Here is a 21454-nt window from a genome sequence, read left to right as displayed (position 1 = left end):
GTTCTATAAAGTTGATAAAAATCCAGAAATATCCTTTAATTCATCCAGTGTTAAATCCTCGTCGCTAAAATCTGTTAAGGTTTGCTCTTTTTCCCGTGAGACGCAATGGGCAATAATGAACCGCAATTGTTGCTGGAAGCTTGCCATAAACTGCTCTATTGTATCTTTGTTAAACAGTTGCCTATGGTAGTCAACCTCTAACGTCATAGCTCCTTTTACAACGAACGCTGTAATGACGAGCGCAGACTCCATGTACCCTTTCGTATTCACAGAGCTAATCTCGAATATCTCACTGGCTGATTCCAAGTCAAATTGGCCTAAAAAGTGAAGTGTGATTTCAGGGTTCAAGCAAGCTGCTGTCTCCTTTTTGTCCTCTGATTTCAAATATCGTAAAGCTCCATAGCTAATGCCTTTGTCAGGAATTCGTCTGAGACTGTCCTTGATCGATTTAATTTGAAAACTAAGCTCATCCTCATTTGCCAATCCGTTCGGCACAGCCATATCCAGTACCACCGGATACACGGAAGTAAAAGCTCCTACGGTACGCGACAGGTCGATTTCTCCCAATATCTCCTCCTCGCGTCCGTTTCCTGCCAGATTCACCCGCGTTTGCTTTTCCCCCGTCCATTGCTGTACGGATAATCCTAATGCTGTTAGTAACAGGTCCTTCGTATCCGTACTGTACGCCTCATGTGCCTCATGAAGCAGTTGATTCGTTTCCAGCTCCGTTAACCTGACACTCATCGTAAGCTTGTCTCGATTCTTATGATTTGGCGCCTCAATGTCCTTTGGCAGCTCCGCGATTTGAATGTCTTCGATACCACGCCAAAATTGCTGTTCCATTAGCAACCGTGGTTTGTTTGCATATTCAGAAAGCCGCGTTGAGTAGTCAAGGTATGACGTCGTTTTCAATGGAAAGCCGATAGCCTCTCCAGCTACCCACTGGCTGTACCCAGTTGCAAAGTCCTCCAGTACAATTTTCCATGAATCAATATCAATAACCAAAGGATGGATCGCTATCCGCAAGTAATCGCCACTAGCAGACCGGTACAATGTGAGCTTGACCAACGGCCCTCTCTCTACATCCATAGCTTGCTGAATGTTCATCAAGCTTTCTTCGACTTTAGCCGCAATGTCTGCTTCGTGACTAACATCAACAATCTCCAAGCTAAACCTTTGCTCTTCTGCTCCCCGATTATGCTGTATCCAGTCACCCGCTTGTTGGCTATATACCATACGAAGAGCATCATGATGGGCTAGCATACGCTCAAACACTTCTTGCACAGCTTTTTCCTCAAATCCATTCCTGCGGTACAGTACGACAGATTGACTAGGGAGACCGCGCTTCTCTTGTTGTTCTAAAAATGTCCGTTGAATCGGCGTCAGTGCCACTTCACCCTCTACCAATCCTTGATCAATAGACGGCCTGATGCTGCCAACATAAGGAGACAACTCACCGATTGTTGGATACTGGAACAGGTCTTTGACAGTAATACTGAATCCTTGCTGATACAATCTTGATGATATTTGTAACGCTTTGATCGAATCTCCGCCCAGCTCGAAGAAATGATCATGGATGCCAATTTGCGGTACCTCCAAGACATCCTGCCAAATGCCCACCAGTAGCTTCTCCGTTTCGCTGCTAGCTGCAACATACTCACCTCTTGCAGTTTGACAGCTTTTTGGCTCTGGCAATGCGTTTCGATCCAGTTTTCCACTTGAGGTTACTGGCATGCGATCAAGCTGTATAATATGCGAAGGAATCATATAGCTTGGCATAAATGCAGACAGCGCTTTTCGCACCTTCGATACAGACAGCTCCTCTTCGGTTACCACATAAGCGCAGAGTTCCTGTTGCCCATACGCATTTTCACGCGCGATCACTGCTGCTTCTCGCGCGGCGGCCGCTTGCAGAAGTCCAGCTTCAATCTCGCCTAGTTCAATTCGATAACCGCGAATCTTTACCTGATGGTCAAGGCGACCCAAATACTCGATATTTCCGTCCGGGAGCCAACGCGCCAAATCGCCTGTTTTGTACAAAGTTCCTTTTCCAGTAATTCTGTTACCAACAAACTTTTCTGCCGTTACATCTGGCCGGTTCAAATACCCTCTCGCAACACCCGATCCAGCAATGCACAACTCTCCAACAACACCCAAGGGCTGAAGCTGATTCATTCTGCTTAAAATGAATATCTGCACATCAGGTAACGGCTTTCCAATAGGTACAAATTTATCCATGTAGTCTTGAACAGAATAACTAGTCGCATATACGCTAGCTTCCGTTGGTCCATAGAGATTTTCCAATCGAACATCTGGCAGTGCCTCGCGAATCTTGTTGGCAAGCTCGGAAGCTAGAGCCTCTCCGGCAGCAAATATATATTTTAGCTGTCGAATGGCATTAATTTGTCCCCCGTTATAAACAAACCAGTTCAACATGGATGGAACAAAATTGATATGCGTAACGTGATGTCGCTCGATTGCCTGCATAATGAGAACCGGTTCCTTCTCCGCTCCCGGTTCCAAAATGACCAAACGACCACGCCCTACGATCCAGCCGAAAATTTCTATGATCGACACATCAAACGTGTAGTTCGTTTTTAATAGGAACGCATCGTTGGCTTCTAATGGATACAAATATTCATGGGCCTGTAAGATGTGAATTAAATTGGCATGTTCAATCGTCACACCTTTAGGAAGACCTGTAGAGCCGGACGTATATATAACATAGGCAAGATCGTTCATCTCAGGGATTATTCCCAGGTTATCCTTACTAGCCTCATAACTCTCCTCCTGATCAATAAATACAACTTCTCCGGTAAATGACACTTCAGTCACTAGACCTGAATGTGCAAGTAAAACATTCGCCTGACTATCTCTGAGGATGTATTCGATCCGATCCACAGGAAAATCAGGATCAATCGGAACATAAGCCCCCCCTGCTTTTAAGACTGCTAAAATTCCAACTATCATATCAAAGGATCGCTCAGTTATGATCCCAACGAGTTGATTAGCTGTGACTCCTCTTTTGCATAGGTGATGAGCCAGCTGATTGGCACGTTGATTCACATCCTGGAATGTCATCTGGCGATCCTGATACTCTAAGGCAATTCGGTCAGGTGTTTGTTCTGCCGCTTGTTCCAGCAGTCTATGGATAGGCTCCTCTGTCGGCAAGCACACCGGGGCTTGATTGAATGTGGACAATAAAGTCTCCTTTTCCTCAGGCAGAATGATGTCCATTTTATCCACGCTACCGTTCACATCGGCGACCATCAATTCCAAAATGCGAAGGAACGTTTGCATCATCTGCTGGACAATCCCCTGCGGCAGAACAGAGCCGATCTTGATCAGATTATGCCCCAAGGTGGTCGATACAGAGAAATCAAGCAGCATGTTCGTTCTCTCATAACTGTTTTCCATTTCGAATAAAATATTGTTAACTTCTATCGCATTTTCAGCAATATTGTTAAATACATGAAAATCAACATAGTTAAACATGACATCGAAGAACGGATTTTTCCCGTATGCATTCTCTCCAGTCGCCCTACAAATATCCAGCAATGGAAGTCTTCCGTACTCTTTCAGCTCGACATGCTTACGATGAACGTTACGGATCAACTCCGCCCAAGTGATGTTTTGCTCAAACTTGATGCGGAAAGGAACTGTAGTAAGAAAACATCCCAGGATTTTTTCTCCGTCCTCACACACCGGCCGAGCATTTTCGACTAGACCAGCCACAACCTCCTCCTCGAAGGCATACGTACGAAGCATGGAGAGAAAAGCTGTAAAACATACGGTTTTAAGTGTCGTGTCAAGCTGTTGAGCTGTCCGTTTTAAATAGGTAACGAGACTTGAATCCAGTGATTGGGTGATCACATTGTGTGTTGCGTTTTCAGTCTCCTCACCTGAACCTTTTATGCCAGGAAGCTCCCACCGCTTATAATAAGCTAACTCCTCCTGCCAAAAACGCTTACTAGCAGGATTATTTTTTATAGCAAGCTGCTCGATTACAAAATCTTTATAGCTGCTTTTCAGCGGTTCTATTTCCAATGGCTTGCGTTCTTTTAGACTGTGGTATACAGAAGTTATTTCCGTCATCAGCGATGCTACACTCCAGCCGTCCATAATCGCATGATGAAATATCCAAACCAATAAAACGCATTGTTCATCCAGTGTATAAACATGCAGTCTCCAAAGCGGCTTATGGACATCTGTTGCAAATGGGTTCTGACGATCCTTAGCCAGATGATCAGCAATGAATCGCTCTCTTTCCTCCGCAGTTTTATCGGTGAGCTCGAAGAAATTCACTTCCATCGCAACCTGTTGATGGATCAGCTGAACGGGCTCTGGAAAGTTATGAATATGGAAGCTTGATCTGAGAATACTGTGCTTCTCAACCAATAACTTCACAGTCTTCAGCATTACATCGTGTTCGTAGGAGCCGTCCTTAAAACGATAGACAATCTGATCATGGTAAAGGGCAGCTTCTGGTGTTTGTAAACCGTGATAAATCATACCTTTCGATATCTCGCTCATCGGGTGTAAATCTTCCACATTAGTCAAGTGCTCTACGAATCGAACATCTTCCTGCAAACGAGCTTTACCCGCCTCAATTGCATCAATGGCAGCTCTATACAGTTTTTCGTACTGATCGTCTGCTGTCTGGCTTTGAATGTGCTCCACAAGCATCCTGATAGTAGGATACAAATACATCTGTTTGATTTGTACATGAATGCGGCAGTGACGATTCATTTTATTAACAAGTCCAATAGCCCTAATAGAATCCCCGCCTAAATCGAAAAAGTTATCGTGGATACCAATCTGCTCAACACCAAGCATATCTTGCCAAATCTCTGCGAGCTGCCGTTCCAGTTCATTGCGTGGCGCCTGATAGCTTTGCTTGTCACGTAAGCTGTCAGTCTGCTGCGGTAATGCTTTGCGATCTACTTTTCCGTTAGAGGTCAACGGCATATTTTCCAAAAGGATAAAATAGGCTGGCAACATAAAGCTCGGCAATTGTTTCGCAAGGTAGACTTTCACTTCTGAAACGACTAATTTAGGATCTGCAGTAAAATAGGCGCACAGCGATTTATGTCCACCGTCTCCCTCTCTGGCTAAAACGGCTGCTTCTTTGATAGCGGGATGCTCTAAAAGCTTTCGTTCAATTTCACCTAACTCAATCCGATGCCCCCTGATCTTAACCTGATGGTCTATCCGCCCCAAATACTCAAGGTTTCCGTTCGGCAATCGACGGACAAGGTCTCCGCTTTTATACAGCCTTTGTTTTGGAACGTACGGATTTTGAATAAATTTCTCGGAGGTCAATTCCACTCGATTGAGATATCCTCGTGCCAGCCCGTCTCCGCCTACATGCAGTTCCCCTGGAACACCTACAGGCACTAGCTTATTACGAGGATCCAGCACATAGGCCGTCAAAGTTGGAATAGGCTTCCCGATATCGCTGCTATTTTGTTTTATTTCCTCGTCCGAGATGTCTTTGTACGTAACATGAACAGTGGTTTCCGTAATACCGTACATATTTATTAGTTTGATATGCCTGTATTTTTCTTTAAAAGACTTCAGCTTGGCCGGTGCCAAAGCCTCTCCGCCAAAAATAACCATGCGCAAGCTTAGCCCCGTATTTTCTGTCTGCATTTCCTCATGCATCACTTGATAGAACGCAGTTGGTGTCTGATTAAGAATTGTAACGCCTTGCTCTTCTAATAAACGGACGAACAGGTGCGGGTCTTGGGTCACTTCCTTTGGAACGATGACGAGCTTGCCACCGTAAAGCAAAGCCCCGTACATTTCCCACACCGAAAAATCGAAGCAATACGAATGAAATAATGTCCATATGTCATTTGAGTCGAAATCAAAAGGTGATTTGTCGTTATATAACAGCCTTACTACATTGCGATGCTCGATCAGTACTCCTTTAGGCGTCCCTGTAGTTCCAGAAGTATAGATGACGTAAGCTAAATCGTTCGGAGTATTAATTGGCGCCAGATCAGTAGGTTCTGCTTGTGCATAATCGGGACAATCAAGTAAAATTTGTTCTCCAAAAAACTCCGTCTCAGCCACTAGGTGGCTTTGGGTCAGCAAAATGTGACAAGCACTATCGGACAAAATGAAACGGATGCGCTCCTGCGGATAGTCGGGATCAATCGGTACATAAGCACCTCCAGCTTTTAACACTCCCAAAATCCCTACGATCATCTCGATTGACCGTTCACAAAGGATTCCAATCAACTGATCTGCCTCTACACCCTTTGCTCTTAGGACTCTTGCCAACTGATTAGCCTTTTCATTTAATTCGCGATATGTCAGAGACGAATCGCCATTAGCCACTGCAATCTTATCTGGATGGCTTCTAGCTTGTTCTTCAAAAATCTGATGAATCGTTTTCTCCCGCGGATAATCTGTCTTTGTATCGTTACATTCTTCAAGCAGATGCATTTTTTCTTGTTCAGTTAAAATCTCGGCCTCTTCCAGCAGGCAATCAGGATTCATCGTTACTCCTGCCAGCACTTGCTTCAAATGCCCTGCTATACTCTCAACCCGCTTTCTTTCAAGAACATGGGCGTTATAGCTATAGATGATTTTTATTTCTTTGCCCGGAATAACCGTAACTGTAAAATCATAGTTATTGTGCTCGGAAAAATCGATCCCCTCGATCTGCAGCCCTTGCTTTTCCGACCCGCTCAGTGCTTTCATTCCTTGCTCAATCGGATAATTTTCAAATACTAGCAGGTGATCGAATAAATGTTGTCGTAACTCCGACTGTGCTTGAACCTCATATAAAGGGCAATAGGTGAAAGGCTCAGTCTCTAGCGCACGTTGCTGTATTTGCTGAAGCAGCTCTCGAAATGACATCTGTCCAAATCGTACCCGTACAGGAATTGTGTTAATAAATAAGCCTACCATTTTCTCTATTCCAGGAATTTCAGCAGAGCGTCCTGAGACGACAGTGCCAAACACAACATCATCCGTACGATTATACTGACGAAGTAATACGGCCCAAATCGCTTGAAATACGGTATTTACGGTCACTTGATTGGCTTGAGCTAGCTGTTGCAGACGCTCTGTCAATGTCTCATCCAAAGTTAGGCTTAATTCCTCATGATGATAGGCTCCATGATCTCTGCGTTCTCCTGTTCTCGGAATCGTTGTCTGTTGAGTATAATTGTCCAAATAGTTGCGCCAATAAGACAATGCTTCTTCTCTGTCATTTTCGTAAAGCCACTCAATGTACTTCCTGTAGGACATAGCTTTGTCCAAACGAATCGTCTTTCCTTGCTGCAGAGCATGATAACTGTGAAAAACATCGGTAAAAATAATGCCGAGACACCAGCCGTCCATAATTAAATGGTGAAAGCTCCAGATCAATGTGTAGCGATTCTCTTTGACTTTGAAGATAGAAATGCGAAGGAGCAGGTCGCATTGAATATCAAATCCGCGCTTGCGATCATTTTCTTTAAACGCGTCTATATAGGCTGTTTGCTGATTTTCTTCCATGTCTGACAGGTCTTTAGCATGTACAGTCAATCTTCGTTGCTTCCATACCACCTGCTGTGGTTGGGCCAGCTCCTCGTAGATAAACACCGTTCTGAGCACATCATATCGATCCAATAATTCATTCACGCTTTGCTCAAAAGCAGGAATATGAAGATCACCGGCTAGCTCAAATGTAGCCTGCTCAAAATAAGCCGTTGTCCCTTCCTCCTTCAAATAGTGAAACAGCATACCCTCCTGCATGTATGACAATGGATAGATATCCTCGATTTCCTCTATGCTTCCCTCCGCCTTCAATCTCTCTGAGAGAACATCCCACTCGTCTGTGGTCAAGGTATGGCTACTAAAGTCGCTGGCTGTTTTTTCTGTTTCCGTGAGACCGGTGCAATGCAAGATGATGTCGCGGATATACTGCAAAAAGCCCTCAAGGAATTGAACAACTGTCGCTTCTTTGTATTCCTCGCGGTGATAGCCTACAGTCAATGTCAATGAGCCGCCCACAACCATCGCATTAATATCCAAAGCAACCGCACGAAGAGCTTCTCCACTTACCATGTACTGAGACTGGTACATGGATCGTTGAAAGACGTCTCGTTGTATGTCATTGTCAAACTGCCCTAAATAATTAAACCGAATATCGGGTTGAGCTTGAAAAGCAATAGCTTGCTTATGCTCTTTTGGCATCATATATTTGGCAATCCCGTAACCTTTGCCTTTATTAGGTATCCGCCGCAATCCATCTTTGATGCGCTTGATCTGGTAGCCGAGCAAGTTGGAGCTCAGATGAGTCTGGTCAGGAGTACGTAAATCGAGCAGGACCGGATAGATTGATGTGAACCAGCCAACCGTTCTGCTGATGTCCACTCCCGGCAATATCTCTTCTCTGCCATGGCCTTCAAGGCTAATCAATACTTGTTCTTGTCCCGTCCATTTCTGTACAGCTAGGCCAAGAGCAGTTAACAAAATATCATTGATTTCCGTATGATACGCCCGATGAGTTTCTTTCAGCAGTAGCTCTGTCTCTTCTTCAGATAGGGCCAATGAAAGCAAACGCTCATCTGCTTGCTTGCGACGAAGAGCTTCACCATCTTTTGGCAGGGGAACAATTGAGAGCGACTCGATTTCTTTCCAATAAGCAAGCTCCTTGATCAGCTTCTTGCTGCCTGCAAAGCTTTGGAGCTGACTGGCATACTCTCGATAAGACGTCGTCTTCGCTGGAAGCTTCATTTCTTCGTTCGCTTCCAGTTGACGATATAGGTCTGAGAAATCCTCCAGCAGAATCCGCCATGACACGCCATCTACCACTAGGTGGTGAATAGCAATCAGCAGATGATCCCCCATAGCTGTGCAAAATATTCCAAGCTTTACAAGTATCGGACATGTCGTGAGATTCATGCTCCGCTGAATATGTAGCTCCTCTTCAGCAATGCGCGCAGCGATGTCGGTTTCCCGCGTCATATCCACCACGTGCACATGCACCTTCTGCCCTTCAAGGCCCCTGTTATACTGAACCCAGCTCCCTTCATTTGACCGGGACACTTGTATGCGCAATGCATCGTGGTGCTCCGTCAAACGCTCGAAAGCACGGCATACCAATGAAGGATCAAAGCCGTTTCGGCGATACAACAAAACAGATTGATTGTAATGGTGTAATCCATCACCCTCCTGCTCCTGGAATAGCTCCATTTGAATAGGTGTAAAATTCACTTCGCCCTCAACTGGACCCTGATCAATCATTTGACGGAATTTCCGCACAAACGAAGAGACTTCGGCGATAGAAGGATGCTGAAGTAAGCTTTTAACCGACAGCTCATAGCCAAGCTTCCTCATATGGGAGCATACCTGGAGAGCTTTAATGGAATCTCCTCCCAATTGAAAGAAATTATCCGCAATTCCGATCCGATTCACGCCTAATATTTCTTGCCAAACAGATGACAAGGCTTCTTCAATCGGATTACGCGGAGCTGTATACTCAACACCGCTATGATTATCTCCATCCGGTTCAGGAAGCGCTTGGCGATTCACTTTACCATTCGAGGTTAGCGGAATGCACTCCAGTGATACGAAATAAGCCGGTATCATAAAGCTTGGCAAAGCCTGTATCAATGCCTCTCTTGTTTGTTTAATTGTAAAGCCGTCCTTCAACACAACATAAGCGTAAAGCGTGAATTGACCACAGCGATCCGGCCGAGAAATAACTGCCGCGTCCTGAATCTTTTCCATTTCCAGAAGCTTCGATTCAATCTCTCCCAGCTCGATCCGATGACCTCTGATTTTAACCTGTTGATCCTTCCGTCCTCCGTACTCCATGTCCCCGTTTGGGAGCCACTTCGCCAAATCACCCGTCTTATACATCCGCTTTCCTGGAAGAAACGGATTTTCAATAAATCGTTCTGCTGTCAATTCAGGCCGATTTAAATACCCCCTAGCCACTCCTTCACCTGACACGTACAGTTCCCCAACAACCCCAATGGGAACGGGTCGGCACTGCTCGTCAAGAATATAGCAGGACAATGTGGGAATAGGCTTTCCTATATTGCTGGTCGTATAATCCATGTCAGCTTGATGAATTTCCTTATATGTAACATGTACAGTCGTTTCCGTAATGCCATACATGTTGATAAACATGACTTGGGGATATTTTTCTTTCCATTGCTTCAACCGCGTTGGAAGTAAAGCTTCACCGCCGAAAATTACTTTCCGCAGTCTGATATCTGATTTGACTCTGCTTAATTCCTCCTGAACCAGCGAATAGAATGCCGATGGGGTCTGATTCAGCACCGTCACCCGTTCACGTCGAATCACTTCCCAAAATACAGCGGGATCTTGAGCAGCCGCCTTTGGAATAATAACTAATTTACCGCCGTATAAAAGAGCCCCATACATTTCCCAGACAGAAAAATCAAAGCAAAACGAGTGAAAGAGTGTCCAGACATCCGCCTCGTTGAAATCAAACAATGACTTGCTGTTAAACAAGAGCCTAACCACATTTTTATGCTCAATCAAAACACCTTTTGGTTTCCCTGTCGTACCGGAAGTGTAAATGACATAGGCTACATCCCGAGGTTGTGCAATACTGATCGGATTGGATGCATCCCCCGTATATAACTCTTCGTCATCTAGATACAGCATTCTCCCCTGAAAAGGCGGCTCGAATAGAAACTGACGCTGAAGCAGCAGGACATCCACTTGGCTGTCTTCCAACAAAAACTGAATACGTTCATTCGGATAATCCGGATCAATTGGTACATAAGCGCCTCCAGCTTTCAAAATGCCAAGTATACCTACAATCATATCTAATGAACGGTCCGCCATGATGCCGATTAGCTGTTCTCGCCTTACTCCTTTAGCAAGAAGCGTTCTGGCCAATTGATTTGCCCGTTCATTAAGTTCCCTGTACGTGAACTGACGATCTTCCCACACGACAGCAATATGGTTCGGTGTTTTTTCCGCTTGCTCTTCAAAAAGCATGGAAATCGTTTTATCCATGGGATATTCTGCATTCGTATCATTGAATGTAAATAGCACCTGATGTTTTTCTTCTTCTGAAAGCAGTTCGATCTCGGAGAGCGGTTGCGAGGGGTTCATCATTACTTGCTGTAAAATGTTCAATAATCCATTAATCATGCTGTCAATCTCTTGTTCTGTAAACAATTCAGTACGGTAATCAAGATAGAGCTTAAGCTTATCTGTATTCATTTCTTCTACAATGTGAATGTTTACATCGTTAATTTCGTGACCGTGCGAAAGGCTTTCCGTTTGATACGTGACACCACCGATCTCGTCCCATTTAAGCGGTCGATATTCTATACAAATGCCAAATAATCTGTCAGTCTGTGGGTTATTTTTTCTCAAATGCTGAATGAGTAAATCATACGGGTATTTTTGATGTCGAAGAATCGAAGCTTTTTCTTTATTCACATGCTGGAGAAAAGTGACAAAATCTATATGTGGGTCTAGGTAGGTACGAAGTGGAAACGTGCTGACAAACATGCCAAGCATCTCTTTTTCTTCTTTTGTGGTGCGATTGGCATATACAGTCCCGATCGCAATATCGCGTTGGCCAGTCATTTTATACACATAGACATACAGTGTGGCAAGAAATATGGAGAAGATATTCGCGGTGTAATTATCACAAAATTCATTTATCTTACAAGTTAATTCTTTAGGGACCTGAATCGTTTTTCGTTGAGCTTTCGTACCTGTTTGGTATGAATTATAATCCTTGAGGCTTATAAATTCAGGTAAGGTGGAAAATTTTTGATGCCAAAAGGTGCAGTCTTTCTCGAATCGAGGGGAAGATAAATATTCTTGTTCATTTCCAATGAAGCTTACATATGATGGAGCTTTTTTTTGAGGCTGATGCTCATGGTCCATCAGGTTTGCGTAGGCTTCAAAGATTTGTCTTGCCAGAAAATCAAGGGACACGCCATCAATCATGATATGGTGAAACCTGCCAAAAATAAGTGTTTCCTTATTATTTACACGAATGATTGAAAATGCATATAATCTAGACTGAATTTGTTCGAAGGAGATTTGAGACTCGTGGTTTGCCCATCTGTCGAAGTCTTCAAAATCGTGAATATCAAAAAGCGGAATCTCGATAGGTTCCGGCTCGGCAAAATACTGCTTCGGTTCCTCGTCATCATTCTGAATTAGCCGAATTTGAAAATCACTATTATTTTCTGTCACGAAATGAATAGCCTTGATTAATAAGGAATAATCGATGTTTCCCTTCACTCTAATAAAACCTGCAAGATTGGAAATGCTTGAATTGGAATATAGCTGTTCGGTATACCAGATTCTTTTCTGCGGATGTGTTAGTGAATACGTCTCAGAAATTACCCTTTCAGTCTCTTTGTTCATATTCTGTTCCTCCCCATATCACGTTGGTACCTCATTTCTCCTTTGTAAAAAATTAACACAATTAAAAAAGCAGCAAATGAATTTAATCACCAAATATATTATAATCATATTTTTCTATTTTTTTCTATTATTTTCTATTTAATTCTAAAAATATCCATAAAACTCTTGTTAAAATATGTCGAAACCACGAAAACCTCATAAACCCGCAAAAACTATTTGCTTTCCTTTCCCTGACAAAAAATCGGTTCCCTAGCTTAGAAAACGGTCCCTATCTGACGCTATTTATTACTAAGCTTGGCGATCCATTTCTACAAAATCTTTTCGAAAAGCCTACCCTCGCAGTACCTGCTTCTCTGTGTAAAAATAGATGGCATTAACCTCACAGGCTATACGATAAGGGGTGATCACGCTCTCGTACTAAAACGCACACAACTGTCTGAACTGGCAAAGCATGTGTTTTTGCCGTTGCATCAGCGTGGTCTAAATAAAGACGAGGTAACGAATGCTATTGCAGTAACCAGAGACGTTAGATGAATCAAAAAAATGCAAGCAAGACTGTATTTCCAGTTTTGGACTGCTATTTTTGATGTTCCCACAAGAATACATTGAATACATGTAACAATGAACAGAGCTTTCTATTTCTAGGGATATTATCACGCTCATTTAAATAACTAAGCTTTGTACGCTAAACCCTAATTGACGAAAAAAAAAAACGCCGAAATCCTGTAATGCTAAGGATTGCCGGCTTCGATTTCCCCTTGAATAAGTGGTAACAATGCGTTTGGCTGGCAGTTTGGTAGCATTTTCTACCCCGACAACTGCTGGCAAGCCATATTCACGTGCGATTACTGCTTTATTGGTCATCAGTCCACCAACTTTGGTGACGAGGCCTTTTCTGGATACAAACAATGGTGTCCAGCTAGGGTCAGCAAATGAGGTAACTCATATATCTCCATCTTCTAGATCAGCATCTTCCATGTTTAAGATGACACGTGCTCACCCATCTATCACTCAGGAAGAAACAGGTAGACCTACAATAGCTTGGAGCTGGGAGATTTTCACGTTTATACTCTCCGCAATGATTTCACCATCAGACGTGATAACACGTGGGGGAGTTAGTTTTTCATATAATTTGTACTCGTCTTTTCGTTTACCGCCAGGTAATTGCTTCAATCGATCTCATAACTCTTGTTCTTATTTCAAAGCTTTTGTCTCGTTAATGATATAGATTAATATATTTTAAGGGTAAACAGAAAAATACAGTAATAAACTTTTTAAAGAAGTCCATAAATGAATAAATAGAAGTAATTCAAAAGGAACCAGTATAATGCATACAGGGCGACACTTCTCAGATTATCGCCCTTGTCCCAAAAAACAGACGAGAGGATTAAACCATCTCGTCTGTTTTTTTATACTCTGTTTTATAGCTAATCAGATACAAATAAATACTTGTTCGTCATAATTAATTCCGAGAGAATCCTTAATGTTCAGATTTGCAATCTAAATAGGACAATACGGGAAGAACGCTATCAGGTATCTTGTAATGCACCCCGAATAGAAATGAATAGTGATAATTGCACCGGGAGAATTAGTTGAACTTCTCCCCCAACGCTAAATTTATATGCAAGATACTCCCACTTAAAAAATAATTTCGACACACCCGATATCTATTAGTTTGAACTAATTATTGTATTGTAATATCCAAAGGCTTGTTGTTAACATGGATTTATTCGTAAAACCGTTATCTATTGATTCGTGGTTATCAAAAGGACTCTATACGCCTTCCTACATGTTTAGCCAAAATTTTTCAATTGCTGCGTATAACTTCATCTTATTTTCAACTTTTGAAATTACATGACCTTCGCCAGGAAAAAATTAAGTATTCTTAATCAAGCCCTTTCTCCTCTAATTCTGCTACAATTGTTCAGACTCCTCTTTTTTCACTCGTGGATCATTAGCTCCTTGTGCAATACCACAAGTAACGGCATTCGGCAAAATGACCTTAAAGCAAATTTGTGAAATTACGAATGTTTTAAGGTCGGCTTTATATCGAAAGCTTTCAGAAGGGAAAAAATGGTTCGTTTTTATTGCTTTAAAGGGCCATTTTGCTGAATAACACGGTTTATTACTTATTAGCTAACCCTACATAATTGTGCACGAAAAGTCGGATGGATACATTTAAATCCTGTTATTCTTTTGATAACGGAGGTCATATAAATGGATTTGCTTAAAAACATGAATGGAGCATTAAAGTATATTGAAGAAAATCTTACTAATGATATTGACTTTAAAGAAGTAGCAAGGGTGGCTTTCTGCTCCGAATATCATTTTAAAAGGATGTTTTCCTTCCTTGCAGGCATTTCACTATCGGAATACATCCGTCGCAGACGGCTTACTCTTGCAGCATTTGATCTTAAAGATAGCAGCGTAAAGGTCATTGATATTGCAATAAAATACAGGTACAACTCACCAGATTCTTTTTCACGAGCTTTTCAAAACTTGCATGGCATAACACCGTCAGAAGCCAGAAATAATTGCCATTCACTTAAAGCTTACCCACGAATGACCTTCCAGTTATCAATAAAAGGAGGAAGTGAAATGAACTATCGAATCGAAGAAAAAGAGGCATTTCGCATCGTTGGTATTAAGAAAAGAGTTCCTATTATTTTCAACGGTGTTAATCCGGAAATTGCCTCTATGTGGGGAAATTTAGATGGTGAAACGATAAATAAACTTAAAAAACTTTCTAATGTCGAGCCTATGGGACTTCTTAGCGCATCCACAAACTTTTCTGAAGGCAGGATGGAGGAAAAAGGCGAGCTTGATCACTATATTGGTGTAGCAACAACTAAAGCGTGTCCTGATAACCTAACACAACTTGAAGTTCCTGCTTTATCATGGGCTGTATTTGAAGCAATCGGGCCATTTCCAAATACGCTGCAAGATGTATGGGGACGCATTTATTCCGAATGGTTTCCATCCTCAAATTATGAACAAATAGAAGGCCCAGAAATCCTGTGGAATGAGAATAAAGATGTAACCTCACCAACTTTCAAAAGCGAAATATGGATTCCGATTTTAAAAAAGTAATTATCATCAATTAGAAAGTCAGCGCAGTATTCCAGAATCGGCGCTTTATGGAGTAATGAAAAAGAACCCAATTTCTCTATTTTAATACAGAGAAATTGGGCTTTTTAGTATTGAAATTTCCTTCGCCTGCAGTTGTTTAAAATAAAGTCTGTTCGAAAACACCTCATAAACCAGTATTTTACGATAAATAAAAGAATCCATTTTGAAAAAAGATTGATCAAAATGGACTCTTCTATAACAGATTTATGTTTCGTTTTATAAAAAAGTTTGTTCATTTTAGCTACGTGCTTCAACTAAAGCACCATATAGTTTAATAACCTGATTTACTGATTATATCTTCAATTCTTCATATTTAACTACATAGATATAGTTTTTGTGGCAACTGTTTGTTGAAATGCCTGATCATGCTCAACAATAACCATTGTCGGATTAAATCTTTGAATAAGCTCTTCAATCTGAATGCGTGAATAAATATCAATAAAATTTAACGGTTCATCCCAAATATATAAATGAGCTTTTTCACATAAACTTTTGGCTATAAGCAGCTTTTTCTTTTGTCCACCAGAATAATGAGATATATCTTTCTCAAATTGAATTCGGTCAAAATCCATCTTATGTAGGATGGATTTAAATAACGTTTCATCAATACCATGCTCTTCAATAAAGTCCGATAACAGTCCCTTCAAATGAGAAGTACCTTGTTGGACATAGGAAATAATGAGGCCTGAACCTAAATTTATTGAGCCTGTATGCTGTATTGGATTTCCTAGAATTAGTTTTAGGATACTACTTTTTCCGCTTCCATTCTTTCCATCAAGTACAATTCGGTCACCTTGTTCAACTTTAAAGCTAATTGGCTTATTCACTATTTGGTCATCGTACTTAACAGACACATCAGCCAAAACAATCAATTCATTTGACTGAAATTCCAATGGTTCTAATTTTAATGACTCAGTTTTTTCCACATTTTTTAGCAGTTTTGACTTTTCCTCAATAGCTTTTTGTTGCCTTGATTCAAGGTTCTTTGCTCTCTTCATCATCTTTGCCGCTTTATGTCCTACAAAACCCTTGTCCAACTTAGAACCCGAATTGGTTGTCCCATTTTTGGAAGCTTCCACTTGATTAGACCAACCTGCTGAACGCTTTGAAGACTGTTTTAATCTACCTATGTCTTTTTGTAGACGCTGATTTGTTGCCTCTTCATGTTTCTGCTGTCTATCAAAGTTTAACTTCCAAGAAGAATAGTTACCACTTTGAACTTCAATATTTGCCTTATTTATAGATAAGATATGATCAACGCATCCATCTAAAAAGATTCTGTCATGTGAAATTAAAATAAATCCTTTTTTCTTCCTTAGATAATCAGAGACCATCTTTCGTGCATCAGTGTCTAGATGATTCGTTGGCTCATCAATTAATAGAAATTGACCCTCAGTCAAAAAAAGTGCAGCAAGCAACACCTTTGTTTGTTCTCCATTTGATAACGTTTTAAATGGTCGGTACATGACCTCAGCATCAACATTTAGATAGGATATTTCACGAAGAAATTCCCAATCTTCTGCTTGAGGGCAAATTTCTTCAAAGATTTCATGAGTATACTTGTTTTTATCCGAAACTGGATAAGGAAAATAATTAAATTCTACCGAAGAAATAATTTTCCCACTATACTCATAATTCCCTAATAATAAATTAAAGAATGTTGTTTTACCTCGTCCATTTCTACCGATAAATCCAAGTTTCCAATCCGTATCTATTTGAAAGTTTACACCTTCAAAAATATTGTCAAAGCTACCTGGATAAGAAAAAGTTAAGTCTTGAACTTGTATCATTGACATGATAATTCCTCCTTTGTATATCAACACTTTTTACTTTTTATACAAAGTCGGCACATCCATCTATTCTAAATTTCTCCGTATAAGTTTGATGGATATTAACGACTTATACGGAGTATTACATGCGTAACAATAGTGTCTGAATTGCTCATTTCTCTCTCTCCTTTATTTATTAGATCAAAGTTACAGATTAAAAAATATCAATTTTAACTATGAGAGAATAAAAAATCCTCCCAATTTGTAATTGGAAGGATTAGTCTTTCACTTATATTACATAAGTTCTTTTTGCCTTTGGAATCATGGCAATTAAAGTGTAAACTGATCTATAAAAATGGACAGACTAACCCTATATTTTGTAGTTTGAAGTTATTCATTTCAAATAAAAATATAGATTAGTTAATCATTGTCCATCCATCAGTCCTCTCATAATTGTATTTTTATATTAACAAATTTTTTTGCGGAATACAATTCAACATCATATTCCCTCAAATTACTGCTTGTTGCTCATTTGATAATTTCCATATAATTGACCACAAGCAGCATCTATATCAATTCCAAATTGACTTCTAATGGTCACATTAATAGCTGATGATTTTAATTTTTTGTAAAAATTAACAACATGACCTTCATCAACTTCTCCGAATCTTAAAGCAGAACTGACGGTTGGGTTATATCTGATTAAATTTACATGATATAAACGTCCTTCTTTATATCGACCTTTTAATAGACTTACTACTTCTTTAGCATGGTCAATAGAATCATTCACACCAGGTAACATAATATAAGCAATATATACTTTTCTTGATGTTATTCGTATATGCTCATCTAATGTATCCATTACATCTAATAATGGATACCTATCATTAATCGGCATCAGCTTACTTCGTTGTTCATTAAAAGGAGAATGCAACGAAAAAGTCAAATTGACTTGCGGATAATTCAGAGTCATTTTTTTTATACTTGGTATAATGCCAATAGTTGAAATAGATATCCTACGAGGGCTTAAAGCAAATAGCGTAGGATCAGTGAGTACATCTAAGGCATCAAAAACTTGTACATTGGCTAACGCTTCTCCCATCCCCATAAAAGAAATACTATCAATTGAGTGACCTTGTAAGTAAAAATGGAGGATTTGGTCAGTTATTTCATCTGAGGTCAAATTTCTTTTTAATCCAATGTCACCTGTTGCACAAAATTTACATCCAAAATTACATCCGCACTGAGAAGATATACAAAATGATTCCCACCCAGCTTTATATTTCATATTTACCGTTTCTATTTTTTCATTTCCTGAAATTTCAAATAAGACTTTAGTGACTTGCTCAGAATGTTGTTCCTTTAAAGGAACAACATCTAAAATAGACTCTCCAAATTCCTTAACTAAAATTTTTCTTAACGATTTTGGAAGTACATTAATTTCGTTGAATTTATTTATTCTTTCTTTAAAAATGGCATTCAATATTTGCTTCATTCTAAAACTAGGGTAATTATGTTCCCTTAAGAATTCTTTTATTCTTCTATACTTATTGTTTAGTTTTAATTGCATCTTTCTCATCCTTTCATAAGACCCTCTAGTTTTATAGGAGTAAATAGAAAGGAGTTGTCTATCCCTTAAGTTAAAAATAAACGCAAAAAAAGCACCAATAGAATTATCGGTGCTGAACTTTAAATAAAATATGCACAAATAAATAACAAGGACTCTAAGTCATTGCTTTGTAATTTATTTGCCATAGAGGCAAAGCTCCGATAACTGTTTTTGTATGGTTGTATAGCATAAAAAAGGACAGACTACTCCCTTTGTCTGCTAAATTATTACCAATTTTTACATTTTTACCAAACAGAATTCTAAAAACAGTTAACATTGCTTGCACCTCCCATTGTCAAATTTATTATCGAGTAATCTAACATAAAAGTGAGTATATGTAAAGTGTAATTTAGGAATTATTGTAAAACCGATCTGCCTATATAGTTAAAGAAAAAAACTCTGCAAAAATAGAGTTTAATCAAACTTTATTTTAAATAGTAAAATATACTATTACTGAAACAAAAGCTATCAAGCCAATAATTGAATCTGAAAAATTGTTAATCCTCAATTATACTCTTTCCTCCTTTAGCGCATTTTTGACTGCATTCATCATATGATTTTTTATCCTATCAATAGTGCTTGTTTGCCAAAACATAGACCAATGTCCTCCATACTGTTGAGGCAAATATACCACTTTGTCTATAGGTTTACGGAACCGCGTATCTCGTCTAACTCTTTTTATAAGGCCAGTAAGAACCCCCAGGCAAGCGTTGTTACTATATTTTTGCTTCCGAAGCAAAAAAAACCGAGGTTTAAGCCTCGGCTATACTTCTTTCATGCTTTTTCCTAGAAGGATTTCTGCCATTTTATGTGCATACTTATAAGTTTCAAAATCTTCATAATTGCTTAATACTACAATTGTGAGTTTTTCTTTTGGAAAGCGTAAGAATTGCGACTGATAGCCTGCCCACAGTCCGCCGTGTTCTAAATAGTGAAAGTCGAATGATTGACCATAAAATACGCCAAAAGCATAGTCTCTATTGTCGATAATTTTGTCACCAGTTGGCGTTATTTTTGGGCCGACTTCCTCGATTCTTTTAACAAGCTCTTTACCTCCAACTTTACCTGAATTGAAGTTTTCTCCCCACTTAATCATGTCTTCAACATTTGAATGTACGGCCCCATCACCTGTATGTTCCCAAGGGCTCTCAAAGATTTCATACGTTCCTTGCTCGTTTTTCGTGTAACCACGAGCAATTGATAAATTTGTAGGATAAGCATCTACAATTGATGTATCTTTCATATTTAAAGGTTCAAAAATGCGTTCCTTTGCAAACTCACGCAGACTCTGTCCACTTGCTTTTTCTACTATAAGAGATAATAAAAAATATCCTGTGTTACTGTATTCAAACTTTGTTCCTGCAGCGAAATTAGCTATTTGGTGATTTTCAAGATGTTCTAATGATTCCTTAACAGTTAGTTTATCAGTTTCTAAAATTTCTTTCTCTTCCGCTAGATCCATATAATCAACAAGCCCGCCTGTATGATGGATTAAGTGTCTAATTGTCACAGGTCTAGCATACTCACCTATAGAAGGAACATATTTCAAAATTGAGTCATCTAAATTCAATTTCCCTTCCTGCTCCAGTAATAAAATTGCAAATGCTGTGAATTGTTTAGAGACAGATCCAAGGTTAAAAATTGTTTTTGTTGTTATTGGTAGATTTTTCTCTATTGAATCTAATCCAATTGCGCCTTTATACGTTACTCCACTATCAAATCTTGCGATATAAGCACAACCAGGCTCATTTGCAGATATTTTTTCGAATAATTGAATAATTTTTGAATGTTTCGCTTGATCGAATGTATTAATCATATTAAAACACCTCTTCTCAACTTTTAAAATCTTGTACTAAATAAATACAATTAAGTACTATTTTTAAAACATAACATGCCAAAGGAACTATTACAAATCACTGGAGTTAGTTTGGTTTTATGGACACATCTTGGTTAAGTTCTTACAATTAACTTATAGGAGATCAATACAGATGAAACAGTGCCGTTTTATTTTTAACGGTTAATAAAAGTAAAGAACTCTAATTAATTATCCAAAATTAATAATAATAGGACAATTATTACTATATTTCCGCCGTTAACAGTTCTAAGAGCTTGTTTCAATAAGATTTCCAAAGCCGTTAAATTGATTTTGCTCTGTCCATGCTTTGGTGTTGGCTTGGAAATGCTGCACGTCTGTTGTCTGACCAAATGAGTTGAAGCCTTTCTCGATTTTGGTACCGTTTGGATACTGGACATGCACGGTATCCCCTGTTGTGGATGTATTGTACTCATAGGTGATTTTGCCCATTCCTGGATGTTTAACGGATAAGATGCGTCCCAGCTCATCATAGGGGTATGTGTTGCAGTTCCATCTGGATACACAATCGAGTCCGGGGTGTCATCTTCATCCTCGTATCTTTGTTCGTACGTACGTCCAAATGTGGTCATGGAAGTCGGACGTAAAAAGCCGTCATACGTATAGGAAATCTTTGTATCGTTGTTTTGCTGTGTAAGGAGCTGGCGTGTCGTTGGATCGTAGGTATTCTTCTCCGTCTCTACTACTTTTTTACCTGAC

At 39.9% G+C, this 21454-nt stretch carries 7 protein-coding genes and 1 pseudogene; 1 reads left to right on the top strand and 7 read right to left on the bottom strand.

Features of this window, described 5'->3' with window-relative positions; translation table 11 throughout:
• Nucleotides 1-3 precede the first annotated feature (3 nt).
• The gene (locus QZ995_RS21120; protein ID WP_301811425.1) at nt 4-12375 is read right to left on the bottom strand and encodes a non-ribosomal peptide synthetase; all 12372 of its coding nucleotides are present in this window, start codon (nt 12373-12375) and stop codon (nt 4-6) included.
• A 753-nt stretch (nt 12376-13128) separates the two neighbouring features.
• Nucleotides 13129-13524 (bottom strand): annotated as a pseudogene (locus QZ995_RS21115) (PEP-utilizing enzyme); the annotation flags it as partial.
• Between the two features lie 1068 nt (nt 13525-14592).
• Here QZ995_RS21115 and QZ995_RS21110 point away from each other — a divergent pair.
• On the top strand, nt 14593-15465 hold the full coding sequence (locus tag QZ995_RS21110; protein ID WP_301811421.1) for an AraC family transcriptional regulator: 873 nt from the start codon (nt 14593-14595) through the stop codon (nt 15463-15465).
• 356 nt (nt 15466-15821) lie between these two features.
• On the opposite strand, the gene QZ995_RS21105 is transcribed toward QZ995_RS21110, so the two are convergent.
• From QZ995_RS21105 to QZ995_RS21085, 5 genes are all read right to left on the bottom strand, one after another.
• Nucleotides 15822-17300 carry an Lsa family ABC-F type ribosomal protection protein gene (locus tag QZ995_RS21105; RefSeq protein ID WP_301811418.1) on the bottom strand — a complete coding sequence of 493 codons (1479 nt, stop codon included), beginning with the start codon at nt 17298-17300 and terminating at the stop codon, nt 15822-15824.
• 487 nt (nt 17301-17787) lie between these two features.
• Nucleotides 17788-18843, bottom strand: coding sequence for a Cfr family 23S rRNA (adenine(2503)-C(8))-methyltransferase (locus tag QZ995_RS21100; protein WP_301811415.1), 1056 nt, complete (start codon nt 18841-18843; stop codon nt 17788-17790).
• Between the two features lie 154 nt (nt 18844-18997).
• Nucleotides 18998-19159: a hypothetical protein gene (locus QZ995_RS21095; RefSeq protein ID WP_301811388.1), complete on the bottom strand. Its 162-nt coding sequence runs from the start codon at nt 19157-19159 to the stop codon at nt 18998-19000.
• A 486-nt stretch (nt 19160-19645) separates the two neighbouring features.
• Entirely contained in the window at nt 19646-20698 is a 1053-nt protein-coding gene (locus QZ995_RS21090) for a serine hydrolase domain-containing protein (protein ID WP_301811385.1), read from the bottom strand.
• 224 nt (nt 20699-20922) lie between these two features.
• Nucleotides 20923-21454 (bottom strand): hypothetical protein (locus tag QZ995_RS21085; protein WP_301811382.1); only part of this gene is annotated, 532 nt, incomplete at its 5' end.

This window comes from Brevibacillus laterosporus (assembly GCF_030489605.1).
Taxonomy (GTDB): domain Bacteria; phylum Bacillota; class Bacilli; order Brevibacillales; family Brevibacillaceae; genus Brevibacillus_B; species Brevibacillus_B laterosporus_E.
The sequence above is the reverse complement of the archived record's forward strand: the minus strand, read 5'-3'. Positions and strand labels throughout refer to the sequence as shown.